This window comes from Gemmobacter megaterium (assembly GCF_900156815.1).
Taxonomy (GTDB): domain Bacteria; phylum Pseudomonadota; class Alphaproteobacteria; order Rhodobacterales; family Rhodobacteraceae; genus Wagnerdoeblera; species Wagnerdoeblera megaterium.
The window spans coordinates 55,061-68,959 of sequence record NZ_FTOT01000009.1; the positions used below are offsets into that span (position 1 = coordinate 55,061).

The window sequence follows — 13,899 nt, forward strand, 5'->3', positions numbered from 1 at the left end:
CGCAGCCAAGCCACGTTTCCGACTGGCCGAGCCAACCATACCGATGCCATGTTGCGCCAGACCCCAAAAGGAGAGCAACATGAAAACGGCATTGATCATCGGCGGTGGCTCGGGCATGGGCGCCGCTTCGGCGCGCGCACTGGCCGAGGACGGGTTTGCAGTGGGCATCTTGTCGTCGTCGGGCAAGGGCGTGGCACTAGCCGAGGAACTGGGCGGCATCGGCATGACCGGCACAAATCGGTCCGAAGCCGACATCAAGGGCCTGGTCGAGGCGATGCAGGAAAAATGGGGCCGCGTCGATGTGCTGGTCAACAGCGCAGGCCACGGCCCCAAGGGGCCGCTGCTGGACCTGACCGATGCCGATTGGCACGAGGGGGTCGAGGTCTATTTCCTCAATGTCGTGCGGGCGGTGCGGGCCGTGACGCCGGTGATGGAATGGCAGGGCGGCGGCGCGATCATCAACATCTCGACCGCCTGGGCGTTCGAACCGTCGGACATGTTCCCGACCTCGGCCTTTGCACGGGCGGGGCTGGCCAGCTTTACCAAGATCTTCACCGACACCTATGGCGCCCGGAACATTCGCATGAACAACGTCCTGCCCGGCTGGATCGACAGCCTGCCGCAAAAGGACGAGCGTGCCGCTGCCGTTCCATTGGGTCGCTATGGCACGGCAGAGGAGATCGGGCGGACGGTCGCCTTTCTGGCCTCGGACGGGGCGGGGTATATCACCGGGCAGAACATCCGCGTCGATGGCGGATTGATGCGGGGGGTGTGATGGTGGGCAGCCCGATCACCGGCGTTCTGGAAACGGCGGTCTATGTCGATGACCTGGACGCCGCGCGGCGGTTCTATGGCGCGGTGCTGGGTCTGTCCGAGATCATGGCTCAGGACGGGCGGCACGTGTTTTTCCGCTGCGGATCGACCGTGCTGCTGGTGTTCCGGGCCGAGGCCACGCGCGAACCGCCTGCGCCCGACGCCCTTCCGGTGCCTCCCCATGGCACCGTGGGCGCGGGTCACGTCTGCTTTGCCGTGCCCGAGGCGGCGCTTGCGGCCATGGTGCACCGCCTGACCGGGGCCGGCGTGGACATCGAGAGCGATTTTTGCTGGCCCTGGGGGCCGCGGTCCGTCTATGTCCGCGATCCGGCAGGGAATTCGGTCGAATTTGCCTCACCGAAGCTGTGGGAGATGCCTGAATGACGACGACCGCCCCGCCGGTGATCGAGGCCAAGGGCCTGAACCTGGTGTTCCAGACCGCCGACGGGCCGGTCCATGCGCTCAAGGATGTGGACCTGACCATCCGCAAAGGCGATTTCGTGTCGTTCATAGGGCCGTCGGGCTGTGGCAAGACCACCTTTCTGCGCTGTGTCGCGGCGCTGGAAACCGCCACGGGCGGTACGTTGACCGTCAACGGCATGACCCCGGACGAGGCGCGGCGCAAGCGGGCCTATGGGTATGTCTTTCAGGCGGCGGGTCTCTATCCGTGGCGCACCATCGCTGGCAACATCCGTCTGCCGTTGGAGATCATGGGTTTTGACCGCGCAGAGCAGAACCGTCGGGTCGAGCGCGTGCTGGATCTGGTCGAACTGTCGGGCTTTGGCAAGAAATACCCCTGGCAGCTTTCGGGCGGAATGCAGCAGCGCGCCAGCATCGCGCGGGCGCTGGCCTTTGATGCCGATATACTGCTGATGGACGAACCCTTTGGCGCGCTGGACGAAATCGTCCGCGACCGTCTGAACGAAGAGGTGCTGAAGCTGTGGGCTGCCACCGGCAAGACGGTGGGCTTTGTCACCCATTCGATCCCCGAGGCAGTGTATCTGTCGACCAAGATCGTGGTGATGTCGCCGCGTCCAGGCCGGATCACCGATGTGATCGACAGCCCCCTGCCGCGCGAGCGCCCGCTGGATATCCGCGACAGCCGCGAATTCATCGAGATTGCACATCGTGTGCGCGAGGGGCTGCGGGCGGGGCATGTCGATGACTGAGGTGCTCTACCGCGATGCGACGCCTGCCGATGCACCGGCCTGCGCCGACCTGTTGCAGGATTGGCTGGAGGCAACCGACTGGATGCCCGACCTGCATGGCCGCGATGCGACGCACGGCTGGGTGACGGGCCATCTGTTCCCCTCCACGCAGGTCATCGTCGCGCAGGGGCAGGCCGGGCTTGTCGGATTTGTCGCCGTGGATGCCGATGGACAGGTGCTGCAGTTGCAGGTGGCCGAAGGCGCGCGCGGGCAGAGGGTGGGGCATCGGTTGCTGGCGCTTGCGCGGGTGCGCAGCACGGCAGGGCTGAGTCTGTGGTGTTTTGCCGCCAATGGCGCTGCCCTGCGGTTTTATGCCCGCGAAGGGTTTCGTGAAGCCGCGCGCACCGAGGGCGGCAACGCCGAGGGCCTGCCCGATATCCATCTGGTGCAGGAGCAGGCAGCATGAGACGCTCTGTCCTGCCGGTCGTTGTCGTTGTGCTGGCGATCCTTGCCATCTGGTATGCCGCCGCCGTCTGGATGAACGCGCAATGGACCCGCGATCAGGCCGCGCGGGCCGGCGTGCAGATCGGCTGGTCCGACATTGCCCGCGATGCCATGCAGCAGGAGCGCCCGGTTCTGCCCGTGCCGCATCAGGTTGCCGCCGAGTTCTGGCGCCTGACCTGGGTCGAGGAGGCAACCGGCCGCCGGGGTATCGTGCAATCGGGCAGCCTGTCGAACCGCGGTCTTGTGTATCATGCGCTGGCCACCCTGTCGGCGACCGCGCTGGGCTTTGGTTTCGGGGCGGGGTTCGGGATCCTGCTGGCGGTGGGCATCGTCTACAACCGCGCCATGGACATGAGTGTGATGCCCTGGGCGATTGCCAGCCAGACCATCCCCATCGTGGCCATTGCTCCGATGATCATCGTCGTGCTGAATTCCGTGGGCATTTCCGGCCTGATCCCCAAGGCGATCATCGCAGCCTATCTGAGCTTTTTTCCTGTGGCCGTTGGTATGGTCAAGGGCCTGCGCAGCCCCGACGGGATGCAGCTTGATCAGTTGCGCACCTACAATGCAACGGCAGGGCAGGCGTTCTGGAAGCTGCGCCTGCCGGCGTCAATGCCGTATCTGTTCGCCTCGCTCAAGGTCGGGGTGGCGGCCTCGCTGGTCGGTACCATCGTGGCGGAACTGCCGTTGGGCGGCGCTGGCCTTGGGACGCGGTTGCTTGCAGGCAGCTATTATGGCCAGACCATCCAGATATGGGCCACGCTGATTGCTGCGGCGCTGCTGGCCTCGGCGATGGTGGGTGCCGTCGGCCTCGTGCAGAGGGTCACACTCAAGCGCATGGGGTTCAGCCGATGAACGTGCCAATCTGGTCCATATCGGTGTTGCGCGGATGGGGGGCGGCCGTGCTGGCCTTGCTGGTGCTGGCGCTGATCAGCCCGACGATGCGCGCGGGTGTGTTCGATCCACGCGCAGCGGTGCTGCTGGCGGTCTGGGGCGGCAGTTGGGCGGTCAATGCGTGGCTGGCCTCCTTGCCGCGCAGCCGGATGGTGGCCGGAGTGGTCGCCGCCCTTTTTGGTGCCACGCTGATCGTGCTGTGGGAACTGATCGTGCGGCTTTACGCCGTGTCGCCGGTCATCCTGCCTGCGCCATCGGCGGTGGCTGCGCAATTCGTCAATTCCACGCCCATACTATGGGCCGATTTCGTCCAGACCATCCTGAAAGGGGCGCTGTCGGGCTATCTCATCGGCTGCGGCGCGGCGCTTGTGACCGCGGTGGCTGTGGATCGTTCGCCGTTCCTGCAACGCGGCCTGCTGCCGGTGGGGAATTTTGTCGCGGCCCTGCCCATTGTGGGAATCGCGCCCATTCTTGTGATGTGGTTCGGGTTTGACTGGCAATCCAAGGCGGCGGTCGTCGTGGTGATGGTGTTCTTTCCGGTGCTGGTCAACTGCGTCGAAGGGCTGAAAGCCGCCGATCCGATGCAGCGCGACCTGATGGCGACATGGAGCGCAAGCTATTGGCAAAGCCTGTTCCAGTTGCGCCTGCCGGCGGCCATGCCCTTCATCTTCAACGGGCTGAAAATCGCCAGCACCCTGGCGATGATCGGTGCTATCGTTGCCGAATTCTTCGGCAGCCCTGTCGTCGGAATGGGCTTCCGCATCTCGACCGAGGTCGGCAAGCTGCGGCTTGACATGGTCTGGTCGGAAATCGCGGTTGCGGCGCTGGCCGGGTCGGCCTTCTATGGCCTTGTCGCGCTGATCGAAAAGCGGATGACCTTCTGGCATCCGTCGCAAAGAAGCCGCTGAGAGCGGCCCAACAGGAGAGGGAACTATGACCAAGTGGATGCTTTCCGCAGTTTCGGCCCTGGCAATGGCCAGCGCCGCCCAGGCGGCCGATGATGTCACCCTGCAACTCAAATGGGTGACTCAGGCGCAGTTTGCCGGGTATTTCGTGGCGCTTGAGAAAGGGTTCTACGATGAAGAGGGGCTGAACGTCACCATCAAGCCGGGCGGGCCGGATGTGGCCCCGGTTCAGGTGCTGATGGGCGGCGGCGCGGATGTCATGGTTGACTGGATGCCCTCGGCGCTTGCGGCGCGTGAACAGGGGGCGCCGGTTGTGAACATTGCCCAGCCGTTCAAATCGTCGGGCATGATGCTGACCTGCCTGAAAGAATCCGGCGTTGCGACCCCGGCCGACTTCAAGGGCAAGACGCTGGGCGTCTGGTTTGGCGGCAATGAATACCCGTTCCTGAACTGGATGAACAAGCTGGGCCTGAAAACCGATGGCAGCGATGTCACCGTGCTCAAGCAAGGGTTCAACGTCGATCCGCTGCTGCAAAAGCAGGCGGCCTGCATTTCCACCATGACCTATAATGAATATTGGCAGGTGATCGACGCAGGCGTGTCCGCCGATGACCTTGTGACCTTCAAGTACGAAGACGAGGGCGTGGCGACACTGGAAGACGGCCTGTATGTCATCGAGGACAAGCTGAGCGACCCCGCCTTTGTCGAGAAGATGGCCAGGTTTGTCCGCGCCTCGATGAAGGGCTGGAAATACGCCGAAGCCAACCCGGACGAAGCCGCAATGATCGTTCTGGACAATGACGAGACCGGCGCCCAGACCGAAGGCCACCAAAAGCGCATGATGGGCGAGATTGCCAAGCTGACCGCCGGATCCGATGGCACGCTGGATGCCGCAGATTATGATCGGACGGTCGCGGCGCTGATGTCTGGCGGATCTGACCCGGTGATCACCAAGGCCCCCGAAGGCGCCTGGACCAGTGCGGTGACGGATGCGGCGCTGAAGTGATCGGCGCGCGGGAAAGGGGCGGCCCTTTCCCGGCATTCCAGGATTGGCAAGGGCCGGGGCATGATCCCCGGCCCGTTGCCGATACGCCTGCGGCGCGGCGGATCAGAACAGTCCCTGAGCCCGGAACAAGGACTTGACGTCTTTTTCCGGGCGCGCGCCGAAATGCGCAATCACTTCGCTGGCGGCAACACAGCCCATCTTGCCTGCTGTCAGCAGCGTCTGACCCGTGGCCAGGCCGTACAGGAACCCGGCTGCAAACTGATCGCCCGCCCCGGTCGCATCCACCGGCACCACGCGATGCACGGGCACGTTGAAACGCTGCGCGCCTGCGCGGATGATCACGTCGGACCCGGACCGGGTGCATACGATCAGCGGGCAGTCTGCCGCCGCCATATCCAGTGCCGTGTCGAGATCGGTTTCGTAGAGCGAGGACCATTCATGCTCGTTGCCGATCACATAATCCAGCTCTGTCACAAGCTGGCGAAAATCGCTGCGGTGACGATCGACGCAGAACGGATCGGACAGGGCGATACCCGCCTTGCCGCCCGCAGAACGGCAGGACCGTGCCGCCTTGAGAAACGCCTCTTTCCCCGGCGCCTTGTCGAAGAGATAGCCTTCGAGAAACAGAAAGTCGGTATCTGCCGTAACCGCTTCGGGGACATCGTCGGGGCCAAGATCCGCCGAGATGCCCAGATAGGTGTTCATCGACCGTTCGCCATCCGGTGTGACAAAGATCATGCTGCGCGAGCTGGGCAACGAGGCACCGGGAACCGGCGGGTTCGGAAAGTCGGTGCCTTCAGCTTGCAGGGCCTTGGCATAGAACCGGCCAAGGGCGTCATCGCGCACCCGGCCGATGAAGGCGGTTTTCAGCCCCAGATTGCCGCAACCGGCCAGGGTGTTTCCCACCGACCCGCCCGGCGCCTCTGTTCGATCCGTCATCGCGGCGTAAAGCACCTCGGCCCGCTCGCGCTCGACAAGCTGCATGATGCCCTTGGTGATGCCCATGTGGTCAAGGAAGGTGTCGTCGGTTTGGGACAGAACATCGACAATGGCGTTGCCGATGCCGACCACCTGATAGCGTTTCATGCAGTTTTTTCCTCGAACGGGCAAAGATCATGGATCAGGCAATCCGCGCAGCGCGGTTTGCGGGCGGTGCAGATATAGCGGCCATGCAGGATCAGCCAGTGATGGGCATGTTGCTGGAATTCGGCGGGGATCTGGTCTTCGATGGCGCGCTCCACCGTTTCCACATCCTTGCCGGGGCAGATGCCCGTGCGGTTGCCGATCCGAAAGATATGGGTGTCCACCGCCTGCGCCGGAATGTGCCACCACATGTTCAGCACCACATTCGCCGTCTTGCGCCCCACGCCGGGCAGCGATTGCAGCGCCGCGCGCGACGATGGCACCTGCCCGCCATAGTCGCGCACCAGAATTTCCGACAGGCGGATGACGTTCTTGGCCTTGTTGCGATAGAGGCCAATGGTCTTGATGTGGTCGATCAGCCCTTCTTCGCCCAAGGCGAGCATCTTTTCCGGCGTATCGGCAATGGGGAACAGGCCGGCGGTGGCCCGGTTCACGCCCTTGTCGGTGGCCTGTGCCGACAGCGCCACGGCGACCAGCAGGGTGAAGGCATTGGTATGATGCAATTCACCCTTGGGTTCCGGCTCTGCGGCTTGGAACCTGGTGAAGATCTGGTGGATCGTGGCATAGGGAAGCTGTGCGGCCATGGCGGCGGTTCTAGCCGCGCGGTGGCGATGCGGCAATGCGCAAAATCCGGGTCGCCGGGCGTGACCGCCAAGGATAGATTGGGCCAGAGACCGGGGGCCTCCCGCTCGGGTGGGGGCACTTTCCCGGAATACCCCCGAGGTGATTGGAACAGGGCAGAGCGTATGGACGGCCAGGATATTGACGATCAGGAAGGTGCCTATCACTACCGCGTCATGGCGCGGGCGCTGCGCGAACTGGATGCGGCGGGTCCGGGCTTGACGCTGGAGGAACTGGCGACGCGGATGGGCATGAGCACGGCCCATTTCCAACGGCTGTTCTCGGCCTGGGTCGGGGTCAGCCCGAAACGGTACCAGCAATATCTGATGCTGGATCACGCCCGCAGCCTGCTGCGAGACCGGATGACCCTGCTGGACACTGCGCAGGAGGTCGGGCTGTCCGGCACCGGGCGGTTGCACGACCTGTTCTTGCGGTGGGAGGCGATGGCGCCAGGCGATTTCGCGCGCGGCGGGGCGGGGTTGCTGATCCGCTGGGCATGGGTGGACACGCCGTTTGGCCTTGCGCTGGCGATGGCGACGGATCGCGGGCTGTGCGGACTGGGCTTTGCCGAAGAGTTCGGTCAGGCGGCGACGATGGCCGATCTGCGCGCCCGTTGGCCCGAAGCCGCCTTTGTCGAGGATGCGGCCAGCGTCACGCCGCAGGTGAAGGCCGTGCTTGGCGGCGATGGGGGGCAGTTGCACCTTATTGGGGCGCCGTTCCAGATCAAGGTCTGGGAGGCGCTGCTGCGTATCCCCTCTGGTCATGTCACCACCTATTCAGAGATCGCGCGCGTGGTGGGCAATCCGAAAGCGGTGCGGGCCGTCGGCACTGCGGTGGGGCGCAACCCGATCAGCCTGTTGATCCCGTGCCATCGCGCATTGCGGATGTCGGGGGGGCTGGGCGGGTATCATTGGGGGCTGCCGGTCAAGCGGGCGATGCTGGCGTGGGAGGCCGCGCGGGCCGAGGCCGTTCAGGCGCAGGATTTTTCAGCATGACGGGAACCTTATGCGTTCCGGCGCGTTGCCGCTGTGGAAACCAGCGGTTTGCCGCAGACCTTGCCACACGGCGGCATTTGCGGTGATGCGCGGAAAACCGCAGAGTGCTGTTCCGGGGCTTCAAGCCCGGTGCCGCAGGATGCTAGCATTTGGCAATGGCGACAGTTGCCGCCACCGGAGTGAGAGACAGTCATGAAATTCAAGACCCCAGTTCTGATCGGTAGCGTGGCCATCATCGGCCTGACCGCCTGTGACCCCTATCCGCAGGGCAATCCTGACAACACGCGCACGCGCACCGGGGCAGCGACAGGCGCCGTGATTGGCGGTCTGATCGGCGCCACGTCGAACAGCAGCACGCGGCCCTTGGCCACCGTGGCAGGGGCTGCCGTGGGCGCGGCGATCGGCGGCGCCATCGGGCAGGGGCTGGATCGTCAGGCCGCAGATCTGCGCGCCCAGACCTCGGGCAATATCGGTGTTGTGAATGCAGGCGACTATCTGGTCGTGACGATGCCGCAAGACCTGCTGTTCGCCACCGACAGTTCGTCCCTGCGCCCGGATCTGCAATCCGACCTGCGCGCCGTCGCAGGCAACCTGTTGCAGTATCCCAACAGCCGTATCGAGGTGATCGGGCATACCGACAGCACCGGCGATGCCGGCTACAACCGCAGCCTGTCCGCACGCCGCGCGCAATCGGTGGCGTCGGTGCTGATCGGCTCCGGTGTGCCATCCTCGCGCATTGCGACCATTGGCCGGGGCGAGGATGCACCTGTCGCCACCAACCTGACGCCGGAGGGTCGCGCGCAGAACCGCCGGGTCGAGGTCATCATCCGACCGACCAGCTGATCCGGAGAATGGCGTTGTCACGATGCGCAACTGGTCATATGATTTGACCAGAGCAGGCGGAACTGGCGATGCCCTTCGAAAAGATCCAATCGGAAAAGCTGTCCCGCGCGGTGGTACGGCAGATTGAAAGCCTCATTCTGCACGGTGTCCTCCGCCCGGGCGAGCGCCTTCCGGGTGAGCGTGACCTGTCGGACCGGCTGGGCGTTTCCCGCCCCTCGCTGCGCGAGGCCGTGGCAGAGTTGCAGGAACGCGGCCTGTTGGTGGCGCGCGCGGGCGCGGGCATCTATGTCTCGGACGCTCTGGGCTCGGCGTTTTCCCCATCGCTGGTCGGATTGTTCCGCGCGCATGAGGATGCGTTCTTTGACTATGTCGATTTTCGCCGTGACATGGAGGGGTTGGCCGCCGAACGGGCCGCCCGGCTGGGGTCGGACACCGACCTCAAGGTGATCGGGGCGATCCTGTCCAAGATGGAGGCGGCGCACGCCAAACGCGATCCGGCAGACGAGGCGGAGCTGGATGCCGATTTCCACATGGCGATCATCGAGGCGGGGCACAACGTGGTGATGCTGCACATGATGCGGTCCATGTACGAGCTGCTGCGCGAAGGTGTCTTCTACAACCGGCAGGCGATGTTCCGCCAGCGCGCGACGCGCGATGAATTGCTTGACCAACACCGCGCGATCAATACCGCGATTCAGGCGCGCGACGGGACCGCCGCCCGCGCGGCGGTCGAAGGGCATCTGGACTATGTCCGCCGCCTGTTGTCGAACGAGCGGCAGGCCGACCGCTACGAGGCCGTGGCCCGCCAGCGTCTTGAAAGCGAAACCCGGCGGTAGCCTAGAACAACCCCAGCAGCGCGCGCGACAATGCCGTGTCGGGGTCGGTGAGGTCGAGCACCACATCGAAATGGTTGCGCGCAGGTATGGTCAGCACCGGGGCATCCGTCGCCTGTGCATAGGCCGCACTCTGGCGGTGGAACCCTGGCGTTTCACGCTCTGCCAATGCGACAACCGCGGGCAAAGGTGCGGCAGGCAGATTGCGCAGCGGGCTGAGCGCCTGCTCCTCCTCGGGTGTGAAGCGCATCCAGTCGTTCACATGGCTGCTGGCCAGCGGGGCCAGATCGAACAGCCCGGATATCGGAAGCTGACCCCGCAGCGGCTGTGCAGGCAGGCCCGCAGATTCTTGCCAGCCCCCCGCTGCGACGGCCGATGTCAGATGCCCCCCTGCCGAGGATCCGCCCACCACGATCCGGCTTCGGTCGATGCCCAGATCGGATGCATGGTGCCACAGATGCGCCAGCATGGCACGGCACTGCCGCACGATCTCTGTGAGGGACACGGCAGGGGCCAGCGTATAGTCCGGCACGGCGCAGGCAATGCCCCGTGCCGCCAGCATGGGGGCCATGAAGCTGGAATGGCCTTTGCTCAGCGCGCGCCAATATCCGCCGTGGATGAACACGAAACATGGCCTGGCCTCGCCCGGCGCGGTGCCGAACAGGTCATAGGTTTCGGCACTGGCATTGTCATAGCCAATGCCGATGCGTGGTCGATCCCCGTCATGCGCAACCTGTGACAGGCGGGCGTAGTCTGCGATGGTCGTGGCAAACTCTGCATCGCTACAGGACAGGCGGGCGGTATAATCCGCATCCAGCCGATCGCGGGGCCATTGGGCTTCGGCAGCAAGATCCATCAGATCACCATGGGATTGACGCGGTTCGCCACCAGTCGCACCAGCGACAGGGCGGTAAGTTCCGACGTCTTGGGGTTTGTTGTCATCGGACGGTTCTCCAACCGAATTGTCATGCGGCCGAAGTCGCCTGTCGCCGTCACATGATGCGCATTGCGCACGGCGCCTGGATCCGCCACCAGCGCCACCACGGTCCGCGCCATACCCAGTCCGGCAAGCGCCGTGATGGCCGCAACATTCGCATTCTGTGGAAACCGTGCCGCGGCCTGGTCTGCCGACCCTTCAAAGAATGCGACAGCGTCGGTCAGCTTGCGCAGGTCACACAGTGTTTCCGCCTCGGTTCCCGCCCAGGCGGCAGGCGGTTTGATGATTTCGTGCCGGACTTCGGACAGCGGCAGCACACGCGCGGCGGCCAAGGCGTCAATCCCGCCCAGTGCGCCAGGCGGGATCACCAGTTGCCGCGAGGATTGTCGTGCGGCGGCCACCAGCCGGTCCAGCAGTGCCACATCCGTCAGTGCACTGGTCGAGGCCGGCGCGAAATCCGCACCCGCAGCCAGCGCGGCACAGCCCCATGGCTCAACCGCCGTGCGCCCCGCAGCCTCGATCACCAAATCTGCGGCCAATCCTGCCAGTCCTTCGGGACTGTCCAGACGCACCACCCCATCGGGTAAATCGGCAGTCGAGCCGGGGCGCAGGCCGACCCCTGCAAGCACGACGCCCTCTGGCAGCAAAGCCGCTACCCGCTGCGCAATCGCGCCCCAACCCACCAGCACCAGCCGCAAGCCAGCCATGCGTGCCTCCTGCCTCTTCGCTCTGATCCAAATATCCTGCGGTGGGCCGGGGTGGAAACGCCCCGCCCCGACAGTCTCCAGCCGCGCTATAGTCCGACGTAGCCCTGCACGGTCGCCGCGTCCCGTTCCAGGTCGGCGCCCGTTCCCGACCATACGGTCCGGCCCTTCTCGATGATGTAGTGCCGGTCTGCCAGCCGTTTCAGCACACCCAGATTCTTGTCGATCAGCAGGATCGACTGGCCTTGTGCCTTCAGCCGTTCGATCACATGCCAGATCTCGGTGCGGATCACCGGGGCCAGCCCTTCGGTCGCCTCGTCCAGGATCAGCAGCCGCGGGTTGGTCATCAGCGCGCGGCCCACCGCCAGCATCTGTTGTTCCCCACCCGACAGCGTGCCGGCCATCTGGCCTGCGCGTTCCCCCAGTCGGGGGAACAGGTCATAGACCTTTTGGAGCGTCCAGGGGTCGTTGCGCTTCAGCCGGTTCGAGGCGGTGGCGACCAGATTCTCCCGCACGGTCAAGGTGGCAAAGACCTGCCGCCCCTCGGGCACCAGCCCGGCCCCCATGCGGGCGATCCTTTCGGGCGACAGGCCCGCGACCGGCTGGCCTTCGAATTGCACCCCGCCGCCTTTCGGCGCCACAAGCCCCATGATCGAGCGGACGGTGGTTGTCTTGCCCATGCCATTGCGGCCCAGCAAGGTAACGACCTCGCCTTCACGGATGTCCAGCGAGACGTCGAACAACACCTGGCTGGCCCCATAGGCGGCGGATAGTCCCGATACGTTCAGCACAATTCGTCCTCCGCGCCCAGATAGGCCTCGCGCACCTCGGCATTGGTGCGGATTTCGTCCACCGTTCCGGTGGCGATGATACGCCCGTAGACCAAAACCGAGATACGGGTCGCCAGGGCAAAGACCGCCTCCATGTCGTGCTCTACCAGCAGCATGGGCATCGTCTGCGCCACGTCGCGCAGGCGGATCACCATTTCCTGGCTTTCGGCATGGCCAAGACCCGCCATCGGTTCGTCCAGCAGCAGGATCTGCGGCTTGCGGGCCAGGGCGACCAGCAGCTCCAGTTGCTTCTTCTCGCCATGGCTCAACCCTGCCACCGGAACATGGGCCCGGTGCTCCAGCGGCGTGCCATCCAGCAGGGCTTCGGCCTCGGACCACAGTTTGCGGCGCCGTCGCACGACATCCCAGATGCGGAAGTTGTGGCCCGCGCGCGCCTGAACCGCCATGGCGATGTTTTCCCGCACCGTCATGTCATTCAACAGGTTGGTGATCTGGAATGTCCGCCCCAGACCAAGGGCCACACGGGCAGGAACGTCCATGGCCGTGACTTCGGTTCCGGCCAGAAACACCTGCCCCTCATCCGGTGCCAGTTCGCCACAAAGCTGGTTGATCAGCGTGGATTTCCCCGCGCCATTGGGGCCGATCAGGGCATGGACCTCGCCGGGCCGCACGTCCAGCGTGACGCTGTCGGTCGCTGTCAGCCCGCCAAAGCGTTTGACCAGGCCCTTGACCTCCAGAATTGCGTTGCTCATGTGCGCCCCCGGAAAATCAATGCCACGCCCCGCGCAACCAGCGCATTCAGCCCGCCCTTGGTGCCCAGGACCACCGCCATCAGGATCAGGCCCAGCCAGAACTGCCAGTATTCGGTCAGCGCCGCCAGCTCGGTTTCCAGCACCAGATAGGCAGCGGTGCCCAGCAGCGGGCCAAAGAACGACCCCACGCCACCCAGGATCACCATGGTCATCACGGCTGCGGATTTGGTCCAGTGCAGCATGTCGGGGCTGGCAAAGCGCAGAAAGTTCGCCATCAGCGCCCCGGCCAGCCCGCACCCCATGCCCGACAGGACAAAGGCATAGAGCTTGTAGCGATAGGGGGCAAAGCCAAGCGCGGCCATGCGGCGTTCGTTCTGGCGCATTCCGCGCAGCACGGTGCCAAAGGACGAATGGATCACCCGCCACAGGGCCAGCATGAACAGCACCCAGAACCCGAGCACCACATAGTACAGGGTCATCCGGTCCCGCATGTTCAGGCCCAGGAACTCGTTCGTCCGGCGGATGATGATGCCATCTTCGCCACCATAGGCCTTGAGCGAGACGAAGAAGAAAAAGATCATCTGGGCAAAGGCCAGCGTGATCATGATGAACTGGACGCCGCCTGTCCGCAGGCTGAGCGCGCCGATGATGAAGGCCAGCAGTCCCGAAACGAGGATGGCCGCCGGAATTGTGACCATCAACTGGTTCGATCCGGGAATGAAGCCAAGCAGCGGGGTTTCATCGGTGTAATGCACGAACATCAGGCCGACGACATATCCGCCGATCCCGAAGAATGCCGCATGGCCCAGGCTGACCATGCCGCCATAGCCCAGGACGAAATTCAGGCTCGCAGCGGCGATGGAATAGATCAGAATCCGCGTGATCAGCGACAGTGCCGAATTTCCGCCGATGAAATCGGTAAGGAACGGCACCGCCAGCAGCACGGCAGCGGCAAGGGCGACGGCGATCTTTACGCCGAGCGACTTCATTTCCTGTGACTGTGTGCTCAT

The 13,899-nt window shown here is 64.6% G+C and carries 17 protein-coding genes; 10 read left to right on the forward strand and 7 right to left on the reverse strand.

The window, feature by feature from the left end; translation table 11 throughout:
- Nucleotides 1-79 precede the first annotated feature (79 nt).
- The 7 genes from BW970_RS17020 to BW970_RS17050 all read left to right on the forward strand — a co-directional run bounded on the left by BW970_RS17020 (nt 80) and on the right by BW970_RS17050 (nt 5,270).
- Entirely contained in the window at nt 80-775 is a 696-nt protein-coding gene (locus BW970_RS17020; protein WP_076533690.1) for an SDR family oxidoreductase, read from the forward strand.
- The gene (locus tag BW970_RS17025) at nt 775-1,197 is read left to right on the forward strand and encodes a VOC family protein (RefSeq protein WP_076533691.1); all 423 of its coding nucleotides are present in this window, start codon (nt 775-777) and stop codon (nt 1,195-1,197) included. The genes BW970_RS17020 and BW970_RS17025 overlap by 1 nt, the downstream gene beginning before the upstream one ends.
- Nucleotides 1,194-1,982: an ABC transporter ATP-binding protein gene (locus BW970_RS17030; protein ID WP_076533693.1), complete on the forward strand. Its 789-nt coding sequence runs from the start codon at nt 1,194-1,196 to the stop codon at nt 1,980-1,982. Before BW970_RS17025 ends, BW970_RS17030 begins: the two co-directional genes overlap by 4 nt.
- Nucleotides 1,975-2,427: a GNAT family N-acetyltransferase gene (locus tag BW970_RS17035; protein ID WP_076533694.1), complete on the forward strand. Its 453-nt coding sequence runs from the start codon at nt 1,975-1,977 to the stop codon at nt 2,425-2,427. Before BW970_RS17030 ends, BW970_RS17035 begins: the two co-directional genes overlap by 8 nt.
- A complete protein-coding gene (locus BW970_RS17040; protein WP_076533696.1) occupies nt 2,424-3,320 on the forward strand; it encodes an ABC transporter permease in 897 nt (298 codons plus the stop codon). The genes BW970_RS17035 and BW970_RS17040 overlap by 4 nt, the downstream gene beginning before the upstream one ends.
- 86 nt (nt 3,321-3,406) lie before the next feature.
- The gene (locus BW970_RS17045) at nt 3,407-4,267 is read left to right on the forward strand and encodes an ABC transporter permease (RefSeq protein WP_076533761.1); all 861 of its coding nucleotides are present in this window, start codon (nt 3,407-3,409) and stop codon (nt 4,265-4,267) included.
- 25 nt (nt 4,268-4,292) lie between these two features.
- On the forward strand, nt 4,293-5,270 hold the full coding sequence (locus BW970_RS17050) for an ABC transporter substrate-binding protein (protein WP_076533698.1): 978 nt from the start codon (nt 4,293-4,295) through the stop codon (nt 5,268-5,270).
- Nucleotides 5,271-5,372: 102 nt separating this feature from the next.
- On the opposite strand, the gene BW970_RS17055 is transcribed toward BW970_RS17050, so the two are convergent.
- The gene (locus BW970_RS17055; protein ID WP_076533700.1) at nt 5,373-6,356 is read right to left on the reverse strand and encodes an adenosine kinase; all 984 of its coding nucleotides are present in this window, start codon (nt 6,354-6,356) and stop codon (nt 5,373-5,375) included.
- The gene (nth, locus tag BW970_RS17060) at nt 6,353-6,997 is read right to left on the reverse strand and encodes an endonuclease III (RefSeq protein WP_076533702.1); all 645 of its coding nucleotides are present in this window, start codon (nt 6,995-6,997) and stop codon (nt 6,353-6,355) included. The genes BW970_RS17055 and nth overlap by 4 nt, the downstream gene beginning before the upstream one ends.
- Nucleotides 6,998-7,159: 162 nt before the next feature.
- Between nth and BW970_RS17065 the strand changes: the two genes are divergently transcribed.
- The 3 genes from BW970_RS17065 to BW970_RS17075 all read left to right on the forward strand — a co-directional run bounded on the left by BW970_RS17065 (nt 7,160) and on the right by BW970_RS17075 (nt 9,708).
- Nucleotides 7,160-8,029: a methylated-DNA--[protein]-cysteine S-methyltransferase gene (locus tag BW970_RS17065; RefSeq protein ID WP_076533704.1), complete on the forward strand. Its 870-nt coding sequence runs from the start codon at nt 7,160-7,162 to the stop codon at nt 8,027-8,029.
- 192 nt (nt 8,030-8,221) lie between these two features.
- Entirely contained in the window at nt 8,222-8,872 is a 651-nt protein-coding gene (locus BW970_RS17070; RefSeq protein ID WP_076533706.1) for a YiaD family glycine zipper/OmpA-like lipoprotein, read from the forward strand.
- A gap of 68 nt (nt 8,873-8,940) precedes the next feature.
- On the forward strand, nt 8,941-9,708 hold the full coding sequence (locus BW970_RS17075) for a FadR/GntR family transcriptional regulator (protein ID WP_076533708.1): 768 nt from the start codon (nt 8,941-8,943) through the stop codon (nt 9,706-9,708).
- 1 nt (nt 9,709) lies between these two features.
- Here the strand turns inward: BW970_RS17075 and BW970_RS17080 are convergent, their stop codons facing one another.
- The 5 genes from BW970_RS17080 to BW970_RS17100 all read right to left on the reverse strand — a co-directional run bounded on the left by BW970_RS17080 (nt 9,710) and on the right by BW970_RS17100 (nt 13,899).
- On the reverse strand, nt 9,710-10,561 hold the full coding sequence (locus BW970_RS17080) for an alpha/beta hydrolase (RefSeq protein WP_076533710.1): 852 nt from the start codon (nt 10,559-10,561) through the stop codon (nt 9,710-9,712).
- Entirely contained in the window at nt 10,561-11,349 is a 789-nt protein-coding gene (locus BW970_RS17085; RefSeq protein WP_076533712.1) for an aspartate dehydrogenase, read from the reverse strand. Before BW970_RS17085 ends, BW970_RS17080 begins: the two co-directional genes overlap by 1 nt.
- Nucleotides 11,350-11,435: 86 nt before the next feature.
- Nucleotides 11,436-12,137 carry an ABC transporter ATP-binding protein gene (locus BW970_RS17090; protein ID WP_076533714.1) on the reverse strand — a complete coding sequence of 234 codons (702 nt, stop codon included), beginning with the start codon at nt 12,135-12,137 and terminating at the stop codon, nt 11,436-11,438.
- A complete protein-coding gene (locus BW970_RS17095; protein WP_076533716.1) occupies nt 12,131-12,889 on the reverse strand; it encodes an ABC transporter ATP-binding protein in 759 nt (252 codons plus the stop codon). The genes BW970_RS17090 and BW970_RS17095 overlap by 7 nt, the downstream gene beginning before the upstream one ends.
- The gene (locus BW970_RS17100) at nt 12,886-13,899 is read right to left on the reverse strand and encodes a branched-chain amino acid ABC transporter permease (RefSeq protein ID WP_229740544.1); all 1,014 of its coding nucleotides are present in this window, start codon (nt 13,897-13,899) and stop codon (nt 12,886-12,888) included. Before BW970_RS17100 ends, BW970_RS17095 begins: the two co-directional genes overlap by 4 nt.

Bases quoted from the DNA above. Each gene is read 5' to 3' on its own strand.
- BW970_RS17020 (WP_076533690.1), top strand. From the start codon at position 80: ATGAAAACGGCATTGATCATCGGCGGTGGCTCGGGCATGGGCGCCGCT.
- BW970_RS17025 (WP_076533691.1), top strand. From the start codon at position 775: ATGGTGGGCAGCCCGATCACCGGCGTTCTGGAAACGGCGGTCTATGTC.
- BW970_RS17030 (WP_076533693.1), top strand. From the start codon at position 1,194: ATGACGACGACCGCCCCGCCGGTGATCGAGGCCAAGGGCCTGAACCTG.
- BW970_RS17035 (WP_076533694.1), top strand. From the start codon at position 1,975: ATGACTGAGGTGCTCTACCGCGATGCGACGCCTGCCGATGCACCGGCC.
- BW970_RS17040 (WP_076533696.1), top strand. From the start codon at position 2,424: ATGAGACGCTCTGTCCTGCCGGTCGTTGTCGTTGTGCTGGCGATCCTT.
- BW970_RS17045 (WP_076533761.1), top strand. From the start codon at position 3,407: ATGCGCGCGGGTGTGTTCGATCCACGCGCAGCGGTGCTGCTGGCGGTC.
- BW970_RS17050 (WP_076533698.1), top strand. From the start codon at position 4,293: ATGACCAAGTGGATGCTTTCCGCAGTTTCGGCCCTGGCAATGGCCAGC.
- BW970_RS17055 (WP_076533700.1), bottom strand. From the start codon at position 6,356: ATGAAACGCTATCAGGTGGTCGGCATCGGCAACGCCATTGTCGATGTT.
- nth (WP_076533702.1), bottom strand. From the start codon at position 6,997: ATGGCCGCACAGCTTCCCTATGCCACGATCCACCAGATCTTCACCAGG.
- BW970_RS17065 (WP_076533704.1), top strand. From the start codon at position 7,160: ATGGACGGCCAGGATATTGACGATCAGGAAGGTGCCTATCACTACCGC.
- BW970_RS17070 (WP_076533706.1), top strand. From the start codon at position 8,222: ATGAAATTCAAGACCCCAGTTCTGATCGGTAGCGTGGCCATCATCGGC.
- BW970_RS17075 (WP_076533708.1), top strand. From the start codon at position 8,941: ATGCCCTTCGAAAAGATCCAATCGGAAAAGCTGTCCCGCGCGGTGGTA.
- BW970_RS17080 (WP_076533710.1), bottom strand. From the start codon at position 10,561: ATGGATCTTGCTGCCGAAGCCCAATGGCCCCGCGATCGGCTGGATGCG.
- BW970_RS17085 (WP_076533712.1), bottom strand. From the start codon at position 11,349: ATGGCTGGCTTGCGGCTGGTGCTGGTGGGTTGGGGCGCGATTGCGCAG.
- BW970_RS17095 (WP_076533716.1), bottom strand. From the start codon at position 12,889: ATGAGCAACGCAATTCTGGAGGTCAAGGGCCTGGTCAAACGCTTTGGC.
- BW970_RS17100 (WP_229740544.1), bottom strand. From the start codon at position 13,899: ATGAGCACACAGTCACAGGAAATGAAGTCGCTCGGCGTAAAGATCGCC.